The following is a 22,534-nucleotide window of genomic DNA, read 5'->3' on the forward strand; positions in this document are numbered from 1 at the left end:
GACATGACTTATACGGAATATCGTTCGACGCATCCTGAAGTGTCGGTGATCATCCCGGTCTACAACGAAGAAGCCGGCCTCAAGGCGCTTTTCGCGCGTCTGTATCCCGCGCTCGACGCGCTGCGCACAACCTATGAAGTCATCTTCGTCAATGACGGCAGCCGCGACAAATCGGCGGCAATGCTCGCCGAGCAGTTTCGTGCGCGCCCCGATACCACGCGCGTCGTTCTGTTGAACGGCAATTACGGGCAGCACATGGCGATTCTCGCGGGTTTCGAGCAATCGCGCGGGGCGATCGTGCTGACGCTCGATGCCGATTTGCAAAATCCGCCCGAGGAGATCGGCAAGCTCGTGGAGAAGATGCGCGAGGGCTATGACTACGTCGGCTCGATCCGGCGCGAGCGGCAAGATACGCTCTGGCGGCGCAAGGCTTCTCGTGCGATGAACCGCCTGCGCGAACGGATCACGCACATCCGCATGACCGACCAAGGCTGCATGCTGCGCGCCTACAGCCGGCAGATCATCGATACGATCAACCGCTGCGGCGAGGTCAACACGTTCATTCCCGCGCTCGCCTATACATTCGCGCAAAACCCGATCGAAATCGAAGTCGCTCACGAGGAACGCTTTGCGGGCGAATCGAAGTACTCGTTTTACAGCCTCATCCGGCTGAATTTCGACCTTGTAACGGGCTTTTCGGTCGTCCCGCTGCAGTGGCTGTCGTTCATCGGTGTGATCCTTTCGATGGGTTCGGCCGGGCTGTTCCTGCTGCTCGTCATTCGCCGCTTCGTCATCGGTGCGGAAGTCCAGGGTGTGTTCACGCTGTTCGCCATCACGTTCTTCATGCTCGGCGTCATCATCTTCGCGCTAGGGCTGCTCGGCGAGTATATCGGCCGGATCTACCAGCAGGTGCGCGACCGCCCGCGCTATCTGATCCAGACCGTGCTCGAGGCACGAGAGGCACTGCCGACGCCCTTCGCAGCGGTCACGACGCCCGCTCCCTCGGGCGAACACATCGCGCAGGGAGACTCGCATCGATGAAACCACGCGCCGTCGTTTTCGCCTACCACAACGTCGGTGCCCGCTGCCTGCGGGTGCTGCTGGCGCGCGGGGTCGATGTCGCACTCGTCGTGACGCACGAGGACAACCCGCTCGAAAACATCTGGTTCGAAAGCGTGGCGGCCGTGGCCGCCGAGTACGGAATCGAGACGATCACGCCGCGCGAGCCGGCCGGCGACATCTTGCGCGACGCGGTACGCCGCGCTCAGCCTGAGTTCATTTTCTCGTTCTACTACCGGCACATGCTGCCGATCGATGTGCTCGCGCTCGCGCCGCGCGGCGCCTACAACATGCACGGATCGCTGCTGCCCAAATATCGCGGGCGAGTGCCGACGAACTGGGCGGTGCTGAACGGAGAGACGGAAACCGGCGCAACGCTGCACGAAATGAGCGTCAAGCCCGATGCAGGCGCCATCGTCGGCCAGACGAGCGTGCCGATCTTGCCCGACGACACGGCGCAGCAGGTGTTCGACAAGGTGACGGTCGCAGCCGAGCAGACGCTTTGGCGCGTGCTTCCCGCGCTGCTTGCCGGCGAGGCCCCGCATCTGCCGAACGACATCGCAAACGGCAGCTACTACGGCGGGCGCAAGCCCGAAGACGGCCGCATCGATTGGTCGTTGCCGGCCGAGCGTGTCTACAACCTCGTGCGCGCCGTCGCGCCGCCCTACCCGGGCGCATTCACCGATATCGGTGGCGAACGCTTCATCGTGGCCCGGGCCCGGCTCGCGCCGATCGGGGACGCACGTGTTGCCGCCCTCGCGAATTTGCCCCCGGGTCTGCACGTAAGCGATAATGCGCTTTTCGGCCTGTGCGGCAATGCACGCGCCATCGCCATCTCGGAGTTGTGGCACGCGCACGACGGCAAAACGGTCGTGGTCACCCCTGCCCAATTCACCCAGCTCACTGAGCTCACTCACCGCATCCGTCATTCATGAAAACCGAAGGTTCCGCTAAAAAAGTCCTGATTCTCGGCGTCAATGGCTTCATCGGCCATCACCTGTCCAAGCGAATCCTCGAAACGACCGACTGGGAAGTCTTCGGCATGGATATGCAGACGGACCGGCTCGGCGAGCTCGCGAACCATGAGAGGATGCACTTCTTCGAAGGCGACATCACGATCAACAAGGAGTGGGTCGAGTATCACGTCAAAAAGTGCGACGTGATCCTGCCGCTCGTTGCGATCGCCACGCCGGCCACCTACGTGCAGCAGCCGCTGCGCGTGTTCGAGCTCGACTTCGAAGCGAATCTTCCGATCGTCCGCTCGGCGGTGAAGTACCGCAAGCACCTCGTTTTCCCGTCGACATCCGAGGTCTACGGCATGTGCGCCGATGAAGAGTTCGATCCGGCCGCCTCGCCGCTCACCTATGGCCCGATCAACAAGCCGCGCTGGATCTACGCCTGCTCGAAGCAGTTGATGGACCGCGTGATCTGGGGTTACGGCATGCAGGAGGGGCTCAATTTCACGCTCTTCAGGCCGTTCAACTGGATCGGGCCGGGCCTCGATTCGATCTACACGCCGAAGGAAGGCAGCTCGCGCGTGGTCACGCAGTTCCTCGGGCACATCGTGCGCGGCGAGAATATCAGCCTCGTCGATGGAGGCTCGCAGAAGCGGGCCTTCACCGATATCGACGACGGCATCAGCGCCCTCATGAAGATCATCGATAATCCGGCCGGCATCGCATCGGGCAAGATCTACAACATCGGCAACCCGAAGAACAACTTCTCGGTGCGCGAATTGGCGCACAAGATGCTCGCACTGGCGGCGGAGTATCCGGAGTACGCCGAATCGGCAAAAGCGGTGAAGCTCGTCGAGACTTCGTCGGGCGCCTACTACGGCGAGGGCTACCAGGACGTTCAGAACCGTGTGCCCAAGATCGAGAACACGATGGCCGATCTCGGCTGGGCACCGCTGGCCACGTTCGACGACGCCTTGCGCAAGATCTTCGAAGCCTATCGCGGCCATGTCGAGCTGGCACGCGCGCTCGTCGAACAGCAATAACGCGCGGGCGCTCCGTTGGCTCGCATCGTCCTCAAGATCGACGTCGATACGCTGCGCGGCACGCGTGAGGGCGTGCCGAATCTCGCGCGCCTGTTCGATCGCTACAAGGCCCGCGCGACCTTTCTCTTCAGCCTTGGTCCCGATCACACGGGCTGGGCATTGCGGCGCGTCTTCCGCCCCGGGTTTCTGAAAAAGGTGTCGCGCACGTCGGTGGTCGAGCACTACGGCGTGCGGCAACTCATGTATGGCGTGCTGCTGCCCGGGCCGGACATCGGCGTGCGGGCGGCGGCCGAGATGCGGGCCATTCATGAGTCCGGCTTCGAATGCGGCATCCACACCTGGGACCACGTCTACTGGCAGGACAACGTCCGCAACCAGTCGCGCGAGTGGACGCTGCGGGAAATGAACAAGTGCCACGAACGATTCGTGACGATCTTCGGCGCGGCGCCCGCCACGCACGGCGCCGCAGGCTGGCAGATGAACGAGCATGCGTTCGAACAGATCGATGCCTGGGGCATGCGGTATGCATCCGACGGGCGTGGCCACGGGCCGTATCGCCCGGTCGTTGGCGGGCGCGCCCTCGCCCATGTCCAGCTGCCGACGACGCTTTCGACGCTCGACGAATTGATCGGCGTCGATGGGCTCGACGAAACCAGCGTCGCCGCGCGGCTGCTCGCTTCGACCGAGCATAATCCCCACGATCAGGTCTTTACGCTGCATGCGGAACTGGAAGGGCAAAAGCTCGCGCCGGTATTCGAGCAATTGCTCGCGGGGTGGCGCGCACAGGGTCACACGTTTGCGACAATGGGCGACTACCATGCGACGCTGGACCGCGAATCGCTGCCATCGTACCCTGTGACGTGGGGCGAAATTCCGGGACGCTCGGGCGAGCTGATCGTCCAGCCCGACTGAGGCGCGCGTGCGGCGCAGCGCGCCTTCAGGCAAGCGCGCCTCGTTGTCGATGCCCGATAGAAGAATGAGAATGCCTCGCGCAGTAAGAAAGGAGAACCAGGTGCCCATTGCAGTCGACCAACCCGTCCCTGATTTCACGGCCGCCGCGACCGGCGGCGACTTCGCGCTGTCCGCGCTGAGGGGCAAGAAGCTGGTCTTGTATTTCTATCCCAAGGACAACACCCCGGGTTGCACGACCGAGGGTCTGCAGTTCCGCGATCTGTATCCCAAATTCAAGAAAGCCGGCGCGGAGATCGTCGGCGTTTCGCGCGACAGCCTTCGCTCGCACGACAACTTCAAGGCGAAGCTGGAATTGCCGTTTCCGCTGATCTCGGACGCTGACGAAACGCTTTGCAAGCTCTTTGACGTCATCAAGATGAAAAAGATGTACGGCAAAGAGGTGCGCGGCATCGAACGCTCGACCTTTCTCATCGACGCCGAAGGCGTGCTACGGCGCGAATGGCGCGGCGTCAAGGTACCGGGGCATGTCGACGAAATCCTCGAAGCTGTACAAGGACTTTGACGCGCGTTATATTGCGTTGCAATGAGTCCGCATTCACCCAGTTTCCGCCGTTGCCGCGCTGGCGTTGTCGAACGCCGCAGAGGTTTCACTCGCAAGGCGCCGCACGACGCTCGAAGTCGAGCCGCTTGCTCCGTTTCAGCCGGGGCGGCGGCTTTTTTATTTTGCTCTGAAGGAGTCGATCGAAATCTAGGCGAACCGGCGTTTCGAAACTGACAGCGCGCTACCCCGCCGCGGCTCGAATGGCCCCCATTTGCAGCCCGATCGAGCCGCGGCGGGGCAGCGTACGATATGCGACCCGATTCATTGAGGGAAACCATGCCTTTGCCTACCCCGCCCAGCAAACTCGGCAATCTGTTGCCGCCGGATGAATTCAAGGCCAAAGCCCGGCCTGCAAAAAACGCGAAGAAACAGGGCATTGCAGGGGAGCAAGCAGAAGCGGCCGAATTCGACACGATCAGCGGCTCGACGGACGTCGCCGAGCCGCTGGCGCGCGCGGCCAACTCGGCCACCACGCTGCGACCGGTACAAACGCCCGTGGCCGCTTCGTCCAACGACGATGCCGGCGCACCGGCTGGGCGTACCCGAAAATCGAAGCAGACGGCAGCTTTGCTGCAGCCGGTGCCCCAGCCGCAACCTGTCGCCCGGCAAGAGGAACCCGCCAGCGATGCGCGCTCGGCCGCCAATATTGCGCGCGGCGCCAACGCCAAGCCCAGCCCGACACGTTCTCGCAAGAGCGATGCGGAGACGGAAGTGCGAAAGCTCTTCGTGCTCGACACGAACGTGCTGATGCACGACCCGACCTGCCTCTTCCGGTTCGAGGAACACGACGTCTATCTGCCGATGATGACGCTCGAGGAGCTCGACAACCACAAGAAAGGGATGTCGGAGGTCGCGCGCAACGCACGCCAGGTCAGCCGTACGCTCGACGCGCTCGTCGCGAATGCCGGGCCGATCGCGGAAGGGCTGCCGCTTGCAAGGCTAGGCAGCCGCGAGGCGTTGGGCCAGCTCTATTTCCAGACGACGCTCAACGATATCGCGCCCGTGGAAGGGCTCCCGCAGGGCAAGGCCGACAACCAGATTCTCGGCGTGGTTCGCGCGCTTCAGCGCGATCGCCCGGATCGGCAAGTCGTCCTGGTGTCGAAAGACATCAACATGCGGATCAAGGCGCACGCCCTGGGTTTGCCCGCCGAAGATTACTTCAACGATCAAGTCCTCGAAGACAAGGACCTGCTCTTCTCCGGCATTCGTTCGCTTCCGCAGGATTTCTGGACGAAGCATGCCAAGGGCATGGAAAGCTGGCAGGACAACAAGACCGGCACGACCTACTACCGCGTGACCGGCCCGGCCTGTTCCTCGTTGCTCGTCAACGAATTCGTCTATCTGGAACCCACCAACGGGGAGCCGGCATTCCACGCCATCGTGCGCGAGATCAACGGCAAGACGGCGCTTTTGCAGACCTTGCGCGACTACAGCCACCACAAGAACAACGTGTGGGGTATCACGGCGCGCAACCGCGAGCAGAACTTCGCGCTCAATCTGCTGATGAATCCCGATATCGACTTCGTGACGCTGCTTGGTCAGGCCGGTACCGGCAAGACGCTCGTCGCGCTGGCAGCGGGGCTCGCACAGGTGCTGGACGAGAAGCGCTACAACGAGATCATCGTCACGCGCGCCACGGTGCCCGTCGGCGAGGACATCGGCTTTCTGCCCGGTACCGAGGAAGAGAAGATGCAGCCGTGGATGGGCGCTTTCGACGATAACCTCGAAGTTCTGCAAAAAACGGACGACAACGCGGGCGAATGGGGACGCGCCGCTACGCAAGAGCTGATCCGCTCGCGGCTGAAAGTGAAGAGCATGAACTTCATGCGTGGGCGCACCTTCGTCGACAAGTACCTGATCATCGACGAAGCGCAGAACCTGACGCCGAAACAGATGAAGACGCTGGTCACGCGCGCGGGCCCCGGCACGAAGATCGTCTGCCTCGGTAACATCGCGCAGATCGATACGCCCTATCTGACCGAAGGCAGCTCAGGCCTCACCTATGTGGTCGACCGCTTCAAGGGCTGGGCTCATAGCGGCCACGTCACGCTCGCGCGTGGCGAACGTTCGCGGCTCGCCGACTACGCGTCCGACATTCTCTGACAGGCACGCGACACGCGAGCGCTCGCGGCAGACATCGCGTCAAAGCCCGGCCCCGGCCGGGCTTTTTTTTGGGGGCTGCCCCGACCGGGCCGTCACTGGCTGCACCGCCTACGAAAATCCGTGGATCGAAGCGCAAACGTCCATCGATTGCAACGCTTCTCATGCAAACTTCAAGTGATTTCTCAGGAAATCTTGCCGCACGCCCGTCCAACGGGCTACTATCGGTCGCACCAGTCCATTCCTCTGCCTAGCGTCCGAGAAATCGACGCCGCTTAGCCGCTGCGCCATGCGACGACTTGCCCTTCTCGCTTCCGTCTCACTGCTTCTGGCCGCGTGTTCGAGCGTCCCGACGAATACCGCGCGCTCCAACGCGCCTGGAGAGGCGTGGCGCACGAAGCCGCGCGGCTTGCCGAATTTCGTCGATCATTCGATCGGCCGCGAGGAAATTTCCGTCCAGGCGATGAGCCTCGTAGGCGTGCCCTATCGCTGGGCCGGCAATACGCCGGCGAGCGGGTTCGACTGCAGCGGGCTCGTGCAATATGTGTTCGGCCGTGCCGCGGACGTCAAACTGCCGCGCACGACAGCGGCGATGAGCGAGCGCGGCGAGCCGATCGACCCCGACGAAATCGCAGCCGGCGATCTGGTTTTTTTCAATACGTCGGGCAGGCCCCACTCGCACGTGGGCATCTATGTCGGCAAGCTGCGTTTCGTCAATGCCCCTTCGACGGGCGGCACGGTGCGGATCGATTATTTGACGAATCCCTACTGGGCGAAGCGCTTCGACGGCATCCGGCGCATGGCGCCGCCGGTGGGTCAGCCGGCTCCCTTCGATGCGCCGACTTATCTTGCCGCGCCCCGGCAGCCGACGGCTCCCGTTTCCACCGCCCGAACCGAAGCCGGACCCGCGGAGGACGTCGAGACGCCGGCGCAGGCACTGGCGAGGATGCAGCATTACAAGCCGCTTTCCGAACGCGACGATCCATGGGCCGATACTAGCGCGCCCACCGCCGCAGATGCGGACGCGGCCTCGGCGTCGGCGAACGACGACCCTATCGCCCGTTTCGCGACCAGCAAGTAACCTGCGCCGACGCGCCGCAGTCTAGAGCAGACGCTGCCCGACCCACCAGGCCGCCGCGGCCAGGACCGCTGAGGCGGGAATCGTCAGCACCCATGCCCACACGATATTGCCCGCCACGCCCCACCGCACGGCCGAAAGCTTTTGCGTCGCGCCCACACCGACGATTGCGCCCGTGATCGTGTGTGTCGTCGAAACGGGCACGCCGAGCGCCGAGGCGGTGAACAGCGTAATCGCACCGCCTGCTTCGGCACAGAAGCCTCCGACCGGCTTGAGCTTGGTGATCTTTTGCCCCATCGTGCGCACGATCCGCCAGCCCCCGAAAAGCGTACCGAGGCCCATCGACAGGTAGCACAGGCCGATCACCCAGACCGGTGGCGCATCGGCTGTGGCCGAGGCAAAGCCGGTCGCGATCAGCAGCATCCAGATGATGCCGATCGTTTTCTGCGCGTCGTTGCCGCCGTGGCCCAGGCTGTAGAGTCCCGCGGAAATGAATTGCAGGCGCCGGAAACGACGGTCCACCTTGCTCGGCGGGGTGCGAAAGTAGATCCACGAAACCGCGAGCATGAAAAACGAGCCAAGCACGAAGCCGAGCAGCGGCGAAATGAAAATGAAGGCGACCGTCTTGATGAGTCCGTTGAGGTTCAGCGCCCACCACCCCGACTTCGCCAGCGCCGCACCGACGAGGCCGCCGATCAATGCATGCGACGAACTCGACGGAATGCCGAAACGCCAGGTCAAAATGTTCCAGATGATGGCGCCGACGAGAGCGCCGAAGACGACGTAATGGTCGACGATCTGTGGATCGATCGTTCCTTTACCGACTGTTTGGGCGACCTTCAGGTGGAAGATGAAATAGGCAATGACGTTGCAGGCCGCCGCGAATGCCACCGCTTGTTGAGGCTTGAGCACCCCGGTCGACACGACGGTGGCGATCGAGTTCGCCGCATCGTGAAAGCCGTTCATGAAATCGAAAACAAGGGCAACGGCGATCAGCGTCGCAAGCGCCCACAGCGCAATCTGTATCGAATGCATCGGTCAGGTCCGGTCGGCTCGTTCAGGCGTTTTCCAGCACGATGCCTTCGATGATGTTCGCGACGTCCTCGCACTTGTCGGTGACCGCTTCGAGCAGTTCGTAGACCGCCTTCACCTTGATCAGCGTCTTGACGTCGTCCTCCTCGCGAAAGAGCTTCGACATAGCCGAGCGCAGGACCCTGTCAGCCTCCGACTCCAGACGATCGATCTCTTCGCAGGCCGTCAGAATGGCACGCGCCTGACTCATGTCCGACAGCATGTTGACAGCCTGCTGTACATGTTTGGACGTGCCCGTGCAGATGTGCGCGAGTTCACGCGCCTCGGAGCTCAGCGCCTGGACATCGTAGAGCGAGATGGCCGTGGCGACGTCCTCCATGAGATCGAGGATGTCATCCATCGTCGTGATCAACTTATGGATTTCGTCGCGATCGAGCGGCGTAATGAAGGTCTTGTGCAGCAGGTCGATGGTTTCGTGCGTGAGCTTGTCCGCCGCTTTTTCGTTGACCTGTACGCGCTGCTTGTGCACTTCGGCTTCGCCGAGGTTATCGATCAGGCGTTCGAGCTCTTCGCTCGCAGCAACGATGCACTTCGCGTGCTCATTGAAGATTTCAAAGAATTTGCCCTCGGTGGGCATGAAACGACCGAACATGGCTATCCCGGGAGAGAGACGTCTGTGACTGACACAAAATCGCAACATTGTACCGGGTAGCGCCGCTTCCCCCAATGGTTGCAACCGTTTATGACAGGCAATTCGTCGTCGTCGGGCCGCACTTGGCTGCCCTCACTCGCCGCCGTGGAAAGTCTGTGCGCCGGCGAAGTTGTCGAACTTCGTGTATTGGCCCAGGAATGTCAGTCTGACGGGCCCGATCGGGCCGTTACGCTGCTTGCCGATGATGACCTCGGCCGTACCTTTGTCGGGACTGTCGGGGTTGTAAACTTCGTCCCGGTAAATGAACAGAATGACGTCCGCGTCTTGTTCGATTGCACCGGATTCGCGCAGGTCGGACATCACGGGCCGTTTGTTCGGCCGCTGTTCGAGGCTTCGGTTCAACTGCGACAGCGCAATCACCGGTACATCGAGTTCCTTCGCCAGGCCCTTGAGCGAACGCGATATTTCGGAGATTTCGGTCGCACGGTTTTCGCCGGGCGAACTGCCCGACATCAGTTGCAGATAATCGACGATGATGAGCCCGAGCTTGCCGCATTGACGCGCGAGCCGCCGCGCCCGCGAGCGCAGCTCCATCGGATTGAGGCCGCCCGTCTCGTCGATGAACAGTTGCGCCTCGCTCATCTTTTGCACGGCATGCGTGAGCTTGGGCCAATCTTCGTCGCTAAGCCGCCCGGTGCGCATGCGGTGCTGATCGAGCCGCCCGACCGAGCCCAGCATCCGCATGACGAGCTGCGTGCCCGGCATTTCCATCGAAAAGACCGCTACCGGCAAACCGTATTCCACCGCCACGTACTCGCCGATGTTCATCGAGAGCGCGGTCTTACCCATCGACGGTCTGCCTGCGACGATGATCAACTCGCCGCCATGCATGCCCGATGTCATGCGATCGAGATCGACGAAGCCCGTCGGTGTGCCCGTGACGTCGCTCGGATTGGCCGTGTGATAGAGCGTGTCGATACGCTCGACGACCTGCGTCAGCAGCGGACCGATTTCGAGGAAGCCCTGCGTGCCGCGCGCGCCGTCTTCCGCAATCGAAAAAACTTTCGATTCGGCTTCGTCGAGCAGCTGCCGAACCTCCTTGCCCTGTGGATTGAAGGCGTCCGCCGAAATTTCATCCGCCACCGAGACGAGGCGGCGCAACACGGCGCGGTCCCGCACGATCTCCGCGTAACGGCGAATATTCGCCGCGCTCGGCGTGTTCTGCGCCAGTGCGTTCAGATAGGACAGCCCGCCAACCTCGTCCGCTTTGCCCGCGCTCGTCAGCGCTTCGTAGACGGTCACGACGTCGGCGGGACGCGTGGACGCGATGAGCCGGCCGATGTGCTCGTAAATGAGGCGGTGGTCGTAGCGGTAAAAATCGCTCTGGGAGAGGAAATCCGCGATGCGGTCCCACGCCGCGTTGTCGAGCAGCAACCCGCCCAATACGGACTGCTCGGCCTCGATCGAATGCGGCGGGACTTTGAGCGACTCGAGCTGGGGGTCTTTGGACGGTGCGTTCATGGGGAGGAATTATCGCGAAATGGCGAGCCGTCCGCCACAGAAACGAAAAAGGGCAGTAGCCGAAAACCGGCTCCTGCCCTCGTTCGCTTGGCGCCGCAGCATGTGCGGCGTTCAAGCATGCGTCAGGCGTGCTCGCCGAGCACCGAGACGTTGACGTCGACAACGACGTCCGTATGCAGCGAAACCTGCACCGGGTGGTCGCCCACCATCTTCAGCGGCCCCGTCGGCATGCGCACTTGCGCCTTCTCGACAGCGAAGCCTTGCTTCGTCAGCGTTGCGGCGATGTCCGCGTTCGTGACCGAACCGAACAGGCGACCGTCGACGCCGGCCTTCTGTGCGATCTGGACCGTCAGGCCCGACATCTTTTCACCGAGTGCTTGCGCGGCGACAAGCTTTTCACCGGCGATTTTTTCGAGCTCGGCGCGACGGACTTCGAACTCGGCGATCGCGTCCTTCGTGGCACGGCGGGCCAATTTCTGCGGGATCAGGAAGTTACGGGCGTAACCGTCCTTCACCTTGACGATGTCGCCGAGGTTGCCCACGTTGACGACTTTTTCCAAAAGAATGATTTGCATTCGAATTCTCCTTGTGCCGTCGTCCGCTTAGGCCTTGTGCAGATCGGTGTACGGCAGCAGCGCGAGAAAGCGCGCGCGCTTGATTGCCGTATCGAGCTGGCGTTGATAGTGGGCCTTCGTACCCGTCAGACGAGCCGGCGTGATCTTGCCGTTTTCGCCGATGAAGTCTTTCAGCGTTTCGATGTCTTTGTAGTCGATGTACTCGACGCCAGCAGCCGTGAAGCGGCAGAACTTCTTGCGCTTGAAGAGCGGGTTTTGTTGCTGACGGCGCTTGTCGAACTTCTTACCAGTAGGGCGGGGCATGTTCAGTCCTTTCCAATGTCCTGCAATTCTGTGATGTGAAACACCAAGGTTCTCGCGTTACGGCTTTTCTTGGCCAGAAAGCCCGTGAAGAGCGCCTCTACGCCCATCTCGCAGCTTTCGAGCTGTCCGCTCGCGGCGCCTGCGGCCACCGCGGGCATCGTCAATTCGACTTGCCGGGCGATACCGGCTTCGACGACTTCCGCGTGGTGCTGCAATGTGCAGCTTGCGATCGGCACGCCAGCCGGCGTGTAGCGCAGCGGTTCGCGCTCGATCACACTGGCCGTGAGTTGCAGCCTGTTCACGAAAGCGGTAAAGAGCCTGAAAAACCTTGGCGGCTTCTAACGTGAATCCGTTAAGCCTGCGCTTCGGACGGCTGCGACGAGACGGCCGCCTTCTTGGCTTCTTCGCGCTGCACTTCCTTCATCATCGGCGACGGGCCGGTTTCGGCCTTCTTCATCTTGACGATGAGGTGGCGCAGCACGGCGTCGTTGAACTTGAATGCGTGCTCGAGCTCTTCGAGCGTTGCCTGATCGCATTCGATGTTCATGCAGACGTAGTGAGCCTTCGCGAGTTTCTCGATCATGTAGGCCAGTTGGCGACGGCCCCAGTCTTCGATGCGGTGGATCTGACCGCCACGCGTGGTGATCGTGGACTTGTACCGCTCGATCATGGCGGGCACCTGCTCGCTCTGATCGGGGTGCACGACGAATACGATTTCGTAATGACGCATACACACTCCTTGTGGATTGAAGCCACCCGGGCGTCGATGGTAAAAAACCCAACCGGTGTGGCAAGTGAGAAGCCCGAAAGTGTAACCCAATTGTGTGGGAGACGCAATTGCATTCGCCCTTCGGCCGGCGATTGCCGTGATATTTCAATGACTTGGCGCTCAGCCTAGCCGGTCATCGCCTGCGCCGCCCATCCAGTAGCCGGGCCGTGCGTAGACGGCCTTCAGGTAATCCATGAAGTACCGGACCTTCGCCGGCACGTATCGCTGCTGCGGGTAGACCGCCAGGATGTCGTAATCCGGTAGCGCAAACTCGTCGAGGACGGTTTCGAGCTCGCCGCGTTCGAGGTCTTCCGCGATCTCCCACGTCGAGCGCCAGCCGAGCCCGAGCCCCTCGCGCGCCCAACGGTGCAGCAGTTCGCCGTCGTTGCAGTCGAGCGTGCCGGTGACGCGCATCGTCACGAGCTTGCCGGCGCGCCGAAAGTTCCAGCCGCGGTTTTGCCCCCCTTGAAGGTTGAACGCCAGGCAATTGTGCTGAAGCAGGTCCTCGAGTGTCTTCGGCCGGCCATGTTTCTCGAAATAGGCGGGCGTGCCGCAGACCACGCGGCGATTCGAGGCGAGCTTGATGGCCACGAAAGACGGATCGACCGCCCCGCCGATCCGGATCGACAAGTCGTAGCCCTCGCGCACGAGATCGACGACTCTGTCGGTCAGGTTGAAGGAGATTTTCAGCTCGGGCTTGTCCGCGAGGAACGCCGGCGCGAGCGGCGCGACATGCTTGCGCCCGAAAGCCGCCGGCGCGGAGACGATCAGATGGCCGCCGACGGCGCGCAGCCCCGCGGCCAGCTCGTTTTCGGCCTGCTCCCATTCCGTCAGGAGCCCTCTGCACCGTTCGAGGAACGATGCCCCTTCCTCGCTCACGACGAGCCGGCGCGTGGAACGGTACATCAGCTTCACGCCGAGCCGTTTTTCGAGCGCATCGATGCGTCGGCCGAGAATGACCGGCGATACGCCCTCTTCCAGCGCCGCCGCCGCGAGGCTGCCCGCGTCGGCCACGCGTACGAACGTCTCGATCTGCTTGAAGCGATCCATTTTCAGTCTCCCTGTCACGCCGGGCTGGCCGAGCAGCCAGCCAGCGATCCCCCACCTTAATTCAATACTTTTTGTATCGGATCAATCGACACGAAGCGATCTTATCAAACCTTTCTCGGCCACTTACAGTGATTGCAACGAAGTACTCAACTATCAGGAACAGGAACCAGGAGACACTCATGCCGAAAATGAGAGCTATCGACGCCGCCGTGCTCGTGCTGGAGAAAGAAGGCATCGATACCGCCTTCGGTGTGCCCGGCGCCGCGATCAATCCGCTTTATTCGGCACTGAAAAAGGCCGGCGGCATCAGTCATGTGCTGGCGCGTCACGTCGAAGGCGCTTCGCACATGGCCGAGGGATATACGCGCGCCGCGCCGGGCAACATCGGCGTGTGCATCGGCACCTCGGGGCCGGCCGGCACGGACATGATCACCGGGCTCTACTCCGCGTCGGCCGATTCGATTCCGATTCTCGCCATCACGGGCCAGGCGCCGCGCTCGCGGCTTTACAAGGAAGACTTCCAGGCCGTCGATATCGAATCGATCGCCAAGCCCGTCACGAAGTGGGCCGTGACCGTTCGCGAGCCGGCGCTCGTGCCGCGCGTGTTTCAGCAGGCGTTTCACCTCATGCGCTCGGGCCGCCCGGGCCCCGTGCTCGTCGATTTGCCGATCGACGTGCAACTGGCCGAAATCGAATTCGACATCGCGACCTACGAGCCGCTGCCGGTCTACAAGCCGCGGGCCACACGCGGCCAGATCGAGGCCGCGCTCACCATGCTCAATGACGCCGAGCGCCCGCTCATCGTGTCCGGCGGCGGCGTCATCAACGCGGCAGCCGAGGCCTTGCTCGTGGAATTCGCCGAGACGCTCGGCGTGCCCGTCATCCCGACGCTGATGTCGTGGGGCGCGATCGCCGACGACCATCCGCTCATGGCCGGCATGGTGGGTCTGCAAACGTCGCACCGCTATGGCAATGCCACCCTGCTCGCCTCGGATTTCGTGCTCGGGATCGGCAACCGGTGGGCCAATCGGCATACCGGCAGTGTGGAGGTCTATACGAAGGGCCGCAAGTTCGTGCACGTGGACATCGAGCCCACGCAGATCGGGCGCGTATTCGGCCCGGATCTGGGCATCGTTTCGGACGCCAAAGCCGCGCTCGAACTCTTCGTGGAAGTGGCGCGCGAGTGGCGTGCCGAAGGCCGCCTGAAGGATCGCGCCGAATGGGCCGAGGCCTGCCGCGAACGCAAGCGCACGCTGCACCGCAAGACGCATTTCGATAACGTGCCGATCAAGCCGCAGCGCGTCTACGAGGAGATGAACAAGGCGTTCGGCCGCGACACCTGCTACGTCAGCACGATCGGACTCTCGCAGATCGCCGCCGCGCAATTCCTCCATGTCTACCAGGCTCGCAACTGGATCAACTGCGGTCAGGCCGGACCGCTCGGCTGGACGATTCCCGCGGCGCTCGGCGTGCGCGCGGCGGACCCGCAGCGTCCGATCGTCGCGCTCTCGGGCGACTACGACTTCCAGTTCATGATCGAGGAGCTCGCCGTCGGCGCGCAGTTCAACCTGCCCTATGTGCACGTGGTGGTCAACAACTCGTATCTGGGCCTGATCCGGCAAGCGCAGCGCGCTTTCGACATGGACTACTGCGTGCAGCTCGCTTTCGAGAACATCAACGCTCCGGAGCTCAACGGATATGGCGTCGATCATGTCGCCGTGGCCGAGGGCCTCGGCTGCAAGGCACTGCGCGTATTCAAACCCGAGGACATCCAGCCCGCGCTGAAAAAAGCGCAGGCGATGCTCTCGGAGTTCAAGGTGCCGGTCGTCGTGGAAGTGATTCTCGAGCGGGTGACGAATATCGCCATGGGCGCGGAGATCGATGCGGTCAACGAATTCGAACCGCTCGCCGAAACGCTCGAAGACGCGCCGACGGCCATCGCCGCGTTCGAATGACACCGCTTTTCGCATCCTGACCTGACTTACCTGACTGACTGACCGACCGACGAGTCACCACCATGCCGAAATTCGCAGCCAACCTGACCATGCTGTTCAACGAAGTGCCGTTTCTCGAGCGCTTCGCGGCAGCCGCGAAGGCGGGTTTCACCGCCGTCGAATTCCTGTTCCCGTACCCGTATCCCGCCGCCGAACTGGCTGAGCGGCTTGCCTCCAACCAGCTACGGCTGGTGCTGCATAACCTGCCGGCCGGCAACTGGGATGCGGGCGAGCGCGGCATCGCCTGCCTGCCCGAGCGCGTCTCCGAGTTTCAGGACGGTGTCGGGCGCGCGATCGACTACGCCAAAGCGCTCGGCGTGCCGCAGTTGAACTGCCTCGTCGGCATCCGGCCGCAGCAGGTGGACGCCCGGCGCAGCTTCGACACCCTCGTCGAAAACCTACGATTCGCCGCCGCGGCGCTCAAGCGCGAAGGCATCCGGCTGCTCGTCGAGCCCTGCAACGCGTTCGACATCCCCGGGTTCGCGCTCAACCGTTCGAAGGAAGCGCTCGATGTCATTGCGGCGGTCGATTCCGACAACCTCTACCTGCAATACGACATCTATCATATGCAGCGGATGGAGGGCGAGCTCGCGGCCACCATCGAACGCAATTTGCCGCGCATCGCGCACATCCAGCTTGCCGACAACCCGGGCCGGCATGAACCGGGCACGGGCGAGATCAACTACCCGTTCCTGTTCGCGTGGCTCGACAAACTGGGCTACGACGGCTACATCGGCTGCGAGTACAAGCCGCTCACGACGACGCAAGCCGGACTCGGCTGGCTCGAACGCGCGATACGCGAGTAGGCCGGCTGCAGGCCGGCACGCACTGCCAATCGACGGCAACGGCTCGGGAAACGGCATACCCCATCCGCCCCGCAACATCAGATCAACGGAACTACGGAAATGGCAAAGATCGGTTTCATCGGACTCGGCATCATGGGCGCGCACATGGCGCGCAACCTGCTCAAGGGCGGGCATACGCTCGTCGTCAACGGCAAGTACCCGGTACCTGAGGATCTACGCGGCAACACGACCGTGGTCGAGGATTCCACCGCGGTCGCCCGCGCATCGGACATCGTCATCTCGATGGTCCCGGACACGCCCGACGTCGAAAATGTGCTCTTCGCCGATGACGGCGTCGCAGCCGGCCTGGCCCCCGGCAAGCTCGTCATCGACATGAGCTCGATTTCGCCGCTCGACACGCAAGCCTTCGCCAAACGCATCAACGCACTCGGCTGCGACTATCTCGACGCGCCTGTCTCGGGCGGCGAGGTCGGAGCCCGCGACGCCACGCTGACGATCATGGTCGGCGGCCCCGACGCCGCTTTCGAGCGCGCCAAGCCGCTGTTCGAGCTGATGGGCAAGAACATTTCGCTCATCGGGGACAACGGTGCCGGGCAGACTTGCAAGGTCGCGAACCAGATCATCGTGGCGCTCAATATCGAAGCGGTGGCCGAAGCGCTGCTGTTCGCCGCACGCTCGGGTGCCGATCCCGAGCGCGTGCGCCGTGCACTGATGGGCGGCTTCGCCTCGTCGCGCATTCTCGAAGTGCATGGCGAACGGATGACGAAGCGTACGTTCAAGCCGGGCTTTCGCATCGAACTCCATCGCAAGGATCTGAACCTCGCGCTCGACGGCGCGCGCAAGCTCGGCATTTCGCTGCCGCATACGGCCAGCGCGCAACAGCTGTTCAGCGTATGCGCAGCGCACGGCGGCAATGCCTGGGACCACTCCGCCATGCTGCGCGCGCTCGAGATCATGGCGGGCTTCGAGATCGCCCAGGCCGACGACGGCACCGCGCCCGCGGCCTGAAAACGGGAGACGCACGCCAAGACACGCCGCGTGCGGCCGTCGCGCCGCCCGGATGCTGCGCAAGTCACGGCAAAGCGGGATATCGGCCGCGCCTCGCGTGCGGGGGCGGCCGGCTTGTGGGGCGCTACGCCCGGCGTTTGCGTTCGTCGTGCCGTTTGCGGCCGGCGTCGCGCGCCGTGGCGGGCAAAACGCCGCTTTCGGGCTGAGAGCGGCGAGCGGGGTCCGTCAGCGGCACCCGGCGACGTCGGGGAAGCCTTGGTCGGTCAGACGTCGTCGTCGGGTGTCCGCCTGCCGGATGTCGAGCATACGGCGCAACGCCGGCGTCCTACCGGGCGTGGCGCCCGGATTCAGTAAGTATCGAAGGCGAGCTGCAGCACTGTGCGCTCCTTCATACCCGCTGCCAGCGCGAGCATCAGCAGTACGCGCGCCTTGTACGGGTTGAGCGAGCCGGCGCTCACGAATCCCAGCGCATCGTCGGGCGCCGCGCCGTTGTGCATGACATGGCCGGAGCCGACCCGCGACGCGCGCACGACCGCGACGCCCTGCTCCGCGGCTTGCGCGAGCGCCGCTTGCAACGTGGCGTGGATCGAACCGTTGCCGGTCCCGGCCACGACGATGCCGCGCACCCCGGCAGCAACCAACGCATCGACGGCCGTACGCGACGCCCCGGCGTAGCTCGCGACGATCTCGACGGCGGGCCACCCGTTCGCTGCGTCGAACGGTGTCGCCGCCGTATGCGGCCGCACGACGGTGCGCTGAAACTCGACGCGCCCATCCTGTACCCACCCGAGCACGCCGACTTCATGCGATTGGAACGCATCGACGGCGTAAGTGCTCGTCTTGACGATATCGCGCGCGCTGTGAATCCGGTTGTTGAATGCGACGAGCACCCCTTGGCCATGGGCGGCACGCGCGGCCGCCACCGTCACCGCACCCAGCAGGTTCAGCGGCCCATCGGCGGAAAGCGACGAGGACGGCCGCATCGCGGCCGTGAGCACGACGGGCTTGGCCGTTTTGACGGTCAGATGCAGCAGATAGGCGGTTTCTTCGAGCGTATCCGTGCCGTGCGTGATGACGATACCGTCGATGTCTTCGCGTGCGGCGAGCGTGTGAATGCGCTCGAGCAGCGTATTCCAGAGCGGAAAATCGAGATCCTTGCTGTCGATGCTGGCGACCTGTTCGGCCTGGACGGCTGCGACGCCGGCGAGCGCGGGCACGGCGGCCAGCAGCTTGTCGACGCCGACGACGCCGGCCTGATAGCCGGCCGTTTGCGCCGCGTCGGGCGCGGAGCCGGCAATCGTGCCGCCCGTCGCCAGCACGGCGACACGGGGCAACGGCAAGGAGGATGCGGAGGTAGCGGTCGTGTTCATGGCCGCCATTCTATACGCGCGAAAGCCGCTCGCCGAGCCTGTTGCCGCTGCGGCGGGCGGGTGCTTCGCAATCGGTGGGCACGGGGCGCCGCGACTTGCGGCTCAGGCCGCTTCACGCAGCTTGCCGGTGATGTCCGTGCCGGCGAGCTCAGGGGCGAACATTTCGATGAGCCGATACGCATAGGCCCGCAAAATGGCGCCCTTGCGGACCCCGACGCGCGTCGTGCTCGCCGCGAACAGATGCTGCGAATCGAGTGCAACGAGGCCGGTGTCGCGCTTGGAGTCGTACGCCATCGCGGCCACGATGCCGACGCCCATGCCAAGCTCGACGTAGGTCTTGATCACGTCCGCGTCGATGGCCGTCAGCACGACGTCGGGCAATTGGCCCGTTTTCTCGAATGCTTCATCGATATGCGAGCGGCCGGTGATATCGCGCTCATACGTAATGATCGGGAAATCGGCGACCTCCTCGAGCGTCACGTTGGTCCGCGTGGCCAGCGGATGGTCTTTCGGCACCACGATCACGTGATGCCACGTGTAGCACGGGAACGTGAGGATGTCGGCATAGCTGTCGAGGCCTTCCGTCGCAATCGCGATATCGGCCTCGCCGTCGACGAGCATCTGCCCGATCTGACGTGGACTACCCTGGCGCAAGGCGAGATGGACCTTCGGAAACGCCTCTTTGAACTGGCGAATGACGGGCGGCAGCGCATAGCGCGCCTGCGTATGCGTCGTGGCCACGACGAGATGGCCCGTGTCCTCGTCCGCGTACTGGCGCGCGACGCGGCGCAGGTTCTCGGCATCGAGCAGCATTCGCTCGATCAGGCGATGCACCGCCTTGCCCGGCTCCGTCAGGCCGGTGAGGCGTTTGCCGCGCCGCACGAAGATGTCGACGCCGAGCTCGTCCTCGAGATCCTTGATCTGCTTGGAGACGCCCGATTGCGAGGCGAACAGCACATTCGCGACCTCGGTGAGGTTCAGATTGCGGCGCACCGCTTCGCGTACGTATCGCAGTTGTGGGAAGTTCATGCAAGTCTCGCTGGTTCGGGAGTACGGCGGTCGATTCGGTAAGGCGCGATGCACTCAGTATGCGGCGACATCGAGAAACTCGCTGACGAACGGTGTGCCCGGACGCTCATAGACTTCCTCCGGGGTGCCCTGCTGCTCGACGCGCCCATGATTGAGCACGACGATACGATCCGCCACATCGCGCGCTTCCTCCTGATCATGTGTGACGAAGAGCGTCGTGATCGCAAGCTCGTCGTGCAGCCGTCGCAGCCAATTGCGCAGCTCTTTACGCACCTTGGCGTCGAGCGCGCCGAACGGCTCGTCTAGCAACAGCACGGACGGGTCGACGGCCAACGCGCGCGCCAGTGCCACGCGCTGCCGCTGCCCGCCCGAGAGTTCGGCGGGATAGCGCTGGCCGAGCTGCGCGAGCTGCACGCGTTCGAGCAGCTCCCGCACTTTGGCGTCGATCGCCGCGGCCGCGGGTCGCTCGCGACGCGGCTTGACGCGCAGTCCGAACGCAACGTTCTCGAAGACCGTCATATGACGAAAGAGCGCGTAATGCTGGAACACGAACCCGACACGCCGATCGCGCGGGTCGAGGATGGTGACGTCGCGGCCGTTCAATACGATTTCGCCGGCATCGGCCGACTCGAGCCCGGCCACCACGCGCAAAAGAGTCGTCTTGCCGCAGCCCGACGGTCCGATCAAGGCCGCCAGCTCGCCGCGGCCGAACTCGAGCGATACGTCGTCGAGCGCCTTGAAGTCGCCGAAATGTTTTTCCAGATTGCGAACGGTGATGCTCATGACGATCCTTTCATCGATGATGCGTGCGGCCCACGCCGGCGGCGGCCATCCGGCGCTCCGCGACGAGCTTCGCCACCAGCGTCGCGAGCGCGATCAACGCGAGCAGCGACGCGACTGCGAAGGCGGCCGCGAAGTTGTAGTCGTTGTAGAGAATCTCGACGTGCAGCGGCATGGTGTCGGTCAGACCGCGGATATGGCCCGAGACCACCGATACCGCACCGAACTCGCCCATTGCCCGTGCGTTGCAGAGGATCACGCCGTAGAGCAAGCCCCACTTCACGTTCGGCAGCGTGACCCGGCGCCAGATTTGCCAGCCCGACGCGCCGAGCACCCGCGCCGCTTCCTCCTGCTCCTTACCCTGCGCCTGCATGAGCGGAATCAGCTCGCGCGCGACGAACGGAAACGTCACGAATAGCGTCGCGAGCACGATGCCCGGCACCGCGAACACGATCTGAAGGTCGTGCCGCTCGAGCCACGGACCGAGCCAGCCTTGGGCGCCGAACAGCAGCACGTATATGACGCCCGAAATCACGGGGGACACCGAGAACGGCAGATCGATCAGCGTCGTGAGCAGTGCGCGGCCTCGAAACTCGAACTTCGCGATCGCCCACGAAGCGGCGAGCCCGAACACGAGATTGAGCGGCACGGCAATCGCGGCGACACCGAGCGTCAGCGCGATCGCCGCGCGTGCATCGGGCTCGACGAGCGACTCGAAATAAAAGCGCACACCTTTGCTGAACGCCTCGGTGAAGACGGCGGCCAACGGCACGACGAGAAACAGCGAGAGAAAAACGAGCGCGATGCCGATGAGCGTCCAGCGCGGCACCCACTGGGCCGCAGGCGCGAACCGGCGCGCCGATGCGGCCGGTCGGCGGACGCCGGCGGTCTGAGCACGCTCCCGATTTTCATGCGTATCGGCTCGCGCCCGCACGCCATCCGCTGCCGGCGCGCGAGCCGAACGGGCGGTCGCAGCAAGTTGGTTCATGTGAGCGCTCCCGAGATCGTCGTACCGCTCGTCGGACCCGACCGGCGGCGCCCACGCGGACTCGTGCGCCGCTGCCAATGCCATTGCAGCGCGTTGATCGCGAAAAGCATCAGGAACGAAGCGACGAGCATCGCGGTGGCGAGCGCAGTTGCACCGGCATAGTCGTACTGTTCCAGTTTGGTGATGATGATGAGCGAGGTGACTTCGGACTTCATCGGAATGTTGCCGGCGATGAAGATGACCGAACCGTATTCGCCGAGTGCGCGCGCGAACGCGAGCGCGACCCCCGTGGACCAGGCGGGCACGAGCGCGGGCAGCACGACGCGCACGAACGTCTGGGCGCGCGAGGCGCCAAGGCAGGCGGCGGCTTCTTCCTGCGCGCGCTCGAAATCGGCAAGGACCGGCTCCACTGTTCGCACGACGAACGGCAGGCCGATGAAGGTCAACGCGACCAGCACGCCAAGCGGCGTAAATGCCACTTTGAGGCCGAGCGGCGCGAGCCACCGGCCGATCCATCCGTGCTCGGAGTAGACCGTCGCGAGTGCGATACCGGCCACCGCGGTCGGCAGCGCGAACGGCAGATCGACGATGGCATCGACGAACCGTTTGCCGGGAAACCGATAGCGCACGAGCACCCACGCGACGAGCAGGCCGAACGCGCCGTTGATGAGTGCCCCAACCGCCGCGGCGCCGATCGTCAAACGATACGAGGCAACGACGCGTGGCGAAGCGACAGCCGCGAAGAACGACGCGGGTCCGAGCGTCGCCGCCTTCAAAAAGGCCATGGCGAGCGGTATGAGCACGACGAGACCCAGGTAGGTCAGCGTGAGACCGAGTGTCAGACCGAAGCCGGGCAAGGCGCCGGGTTTGCGAAAAGCGAATTTCGTCATGCTGTCGACCGATAGGCG

The 22,534-nt window shown here is 63.6% G+C and carries 20 protein-coding genes and 3 pseudogenes; 10 read left to right on the top strand and 13 right to left on the bottom strand.

Annotation, left to right across the window (positions count from 1 at the left end; all coding sequences use genetic code 11):
* Positions 1–3 precede the first annotated feature (3 nt).
* The 7 genes and pseudogenes from VGL01_RS12940 to VGL01_RS12970 form a co-directional block, all read left to right on the top strand.
* Positions 4–1,041, top strand: a complete 1,038-nt coding sequence (locus tag VGL01_RS12940; protein ID WP_331569863.1) for a glycosyltransferase — start codon at positions 4–6, stop codon at positions 1,039–1,041.
* Entirely contained in the window at positions 1,038–1,994 is a 957-nt protein-coding gene (locus tag VGL01_RS12945) for a formyltransferase (protein ID WP_331569865.1), read from the top strand. Before VGL01_RS12940 ends, VGL01_RS12945 begins: the two co-directional genes overlap by 4 nt.
* A complete protein-coding gene (locus VGL01_RS12950) occupies positions 1,991–3,058 on the top strand; it encodes a bifunctional UDP-4-keto-pentose/UDP-xylose synthase (protein ID WP_331569867.1) in 1,068 nt (355 codons plus the stop codon). The genes VGL01_RS12945 and VGL01_RS12950 overlap by 4 nt, the downstream gene beginning before the upstream one ends.
* A gap of 15 nt (positions 3,059–3,073) precedes the next feature.
* On the top strand, positions 3,074–3,970 hold the full coding sequence (locus VGL01_RS12955; protein WP_331569870.1) for a polysaccharide deacetylase family protein: 897 nt from the start codon (positions 3,074–3,076) through the stop codon (positions 3,968–3,970).
* A gap of 70 nt (positions 3,971–4,040) precedes the next feature.
* Positions 4,041–4,532, top strand: a complete 492-nt coding sequence (locus VGL01_RS12960) for a peroxiredoxin (RefSeq protein WP_414720242.1) — start codon at positions 4,041–4,043, stop codon at positions 4,530–4,532.
* A gap of 315 nt (positions 4,533–4,847) precedes the next feature.
* Positions 4,848–6,674: a PhoH family protein gene (locus tag VGL01_RS12965; protein WP_331569874.1), complete on the top strand. Its 1,827-nt coding sequence runs from the start codon at positions 4,848–4,850 to the stop codon at positions 6,672–6,674.
* 286 nt (positions 6,675–6,960) lie between these two features.
* A pseudogene (locus tag VGL01_RS12970) lies at positions 6,961–7,617 on the top strand (C40 family peptidase); the annotation flags it as partial.
* 156 nt (positions 7,618–7,773) lie between these two features.
* Here the strand turns inward: VGL01_RS12970 and VGL01_RS12975 are convergent.
* The 8 genes from VGL01_RS12975 to VGL01_RS13010 form a co-directional block, all read right to left on the bottom strand.
* Complete coding sequence (locus VGL01_RS12975) at positions 7,774–8,784, bottom strand: inorganic phosphate transporter (protein WP_331569876.1); 1,011 nt, start codon at positions 8,782–8,784, stop codon at positions 7,774–7,776.
* Positions 8,785–8,806: 22 nt separating this feature from the next.
* Positions 8,807–9,433 (bottom strand): DUF47 domain-containing protein, encoded by a 627-nt coding sequence (locus VGL01_RS12980; RefSeq protein ID WP_331569878.1) that lies wholly within the window; start codon positions 9,431–9,433, stop codon positions 8,807–8,809.
* A gap of 132 nt (positions 9,434–9,565) precedes the next feature.
* A complete protein-coding gene (locus VGL01_RS12985; protein ID WP_331569880.1) occupies positions 9,566–10,954 on the bottom strand; it encodes a replicative DNA helicase in 1,389 nt (462 codons plus the stop codon).
* 122 nt (positions 10,955–11,076) lie between these two features.
* The gene (gene rplI, locus VGL01_RS12990) at positions 11,077–11,529 is read right to left on the bottom strand and encodes a 50S ribosomal protein L9 (protein ID WP_331569882.1); all 453 of its coding nucleotides are present in this window, start codon (positions 11,527–11,529) and stop codon (positions 11,077–11,079) included.
* A 27-nt stretch (positions 11,530–11,556) separates the two neighbouring features.
* On the bottom strand, positions 11,557–11,832 hold the full coding sequence (rpsR, locus tag VGL01_RS12995) for a 30S ribosomal protein S18 (RefSeq protein ID WP_018442035.1): 276 nt from the start codon (positions 11,830–11,832) through the stop codon (positions 11,557–11,559).
* 2 nt (positions 11,833–11,834) lie between these two features.
* A complete protein-coding gene (priB, locus tag VGL01_RS13000; RefSeq protein ID WP_331569884.1) occupies positions 11,835–12,134 on the bottom strand; it encodes a primosomal replication protein N in 300 nt (99 codons plus the stop codon).
* A gap of 50 nt (positions 12,135–12,184) precedes the next feature.
* Complete coding sequence (rpsF, locus tag VGL01_RS13005; RefSeq protein WP_173256132.1) at positions 12,185–12,562, bottom strand: 30S ribosomal protein S6; 378 nt, start codon at positions 12,560–12,562, stop codon at positions 12,185–12,187.
* Between the two features lie 159 nt (positions 12,563–12,721).
* Positions 12,722–13,651: a LysR substrate-binding domain-containing protein gene (locus VGL01_RS13010; protein ID WP_331569886.1), complete on the bottom strand. Its 930-nt coding sequence runs from the start codon at positions 13,649–13,651 to the stop codon at positions 12,722–12,724.
* A gap of 179 nt (positions 13,652–13,830) precedes the next feature.
* Here VGL01_RS13010 and gcl point away from each other — a divergent pair, with 179 nt between their 5' ends.
* The 3 genes and pseudogenes from gcl to VGL01_RS13025 form a co-directional block, all read left to right on the top strand.
* A complete protein-coding gene (gene gcl, locus VGL01_RS13015) occupies positions 13,831–15,606 on the top strand; it encodes a glyoxylate carboligase (RefSeq protein WP_331569888.1) in 1,776 nt (591 codons plus the stop codon).
* Positions 15,607–15,668: 62 nt separating this feature from the next.
* Positions 15,669–16,451, top strand: a complete 783-nt coding sequence (hyi, locus tag VGL01_RS13020; RefSeq protein WP_331569890.1) for a hydroxypyruvate isomerase — start codon at positions 15,669–15,671, stop codon at positions 16,449–16,451.
* Positions 16,452–16,469: 18 nt separating this feature from the next.
* A pseudogene (locus VGL01_RS13025) lies at positions 16,470–17,459 on the top strand (2-hydroxy-3-oxopropionate reductase); the annotation flags it as partial.
* A 347-nt stretch (positions 17,460–17,806) separates the two neighbouring features.
* Here the strand turns inward: VGL01_RS13025 and VGL01_RS13030 are convergent.
* The 5 genes and pseudogenes from VGL01_RS13030 to cysT all read right to left on the bottom strand — a co-directional run bounded on the left by VGL01_RS13030 (position 17,807) and on the right by cysT (position 22,516).
* Positions 17,807–18,838, bottom strand: coding sequence for an asparaginase (locus VGL01_RS13030; RefSeq protein WP_331569892.1), 1,032 nt, complete (start codon positions 18,836–18,838; stop codon positions 17,807–17,809).
* Between the two features lie 93 nt (positions 18,839–18,931).
* Positions 18,932–19,858 carry a CysB family HTH-type transcriptional regulator gene (locus VGL01_RS13035; RefSeq protein WP_331569894.1) on the bottom strand — a complete coding sequence of 309 codons (927 nt, stop codon included), beginning with the start codon at positions 19,856–19,858 and terminating at the stop codon, positions 18,932–18,934.
* 63 nt (positions 19,859–19,921) lie between these two features.
* Positions 19,922–20,641, bottom strand: a pseudogene (locus VGL01_RS13040) (sulfate/molybdate ABC transporter ATP-binding protein); the annotation flags it as partial.
* A gap of 10 nt (positions 20,642–20,651) precedes the next feature.
* Positions 20,652–21,626, bottom strand: coding sequence for a sulfate ABC transporter permease subunit CysW (gene cysW, locus VGL01_RS13045; RefSeq protein ID WP_331569896.1), 975 nt, complete (start codon positions 21,624–21,626; stop codon positions 20,652–20,654).
* Positions 21,623–22,516 carry a sulfate ABC transporter permease subunit CysT gene (gene cysT / locus VGL01_RS13050; RefSeq protein ID WP_331569898.1) on the bottom strand — a complete coding sequence of 298 codons (894 nt, stop codon included), beginning with the start codon at positions 22,514–22,516 and terminating at the stop codon, positions 21,623–21,625. The genes cysW and cysT overlap by 4 nt, the downstream gene beginning before the upstream one ends.
* Positions 22,517–22,534 lie beyond the last annotated feature (18 nt).

It is taken from the genome of Trinickia sp. (assembly GCF_036503415.1).
Classification (GTDB): Bacteria; Pseudomonadota; Gammaproteobacteria; order Burkholderiales; family Burkholderiaceae; genus Trinickia.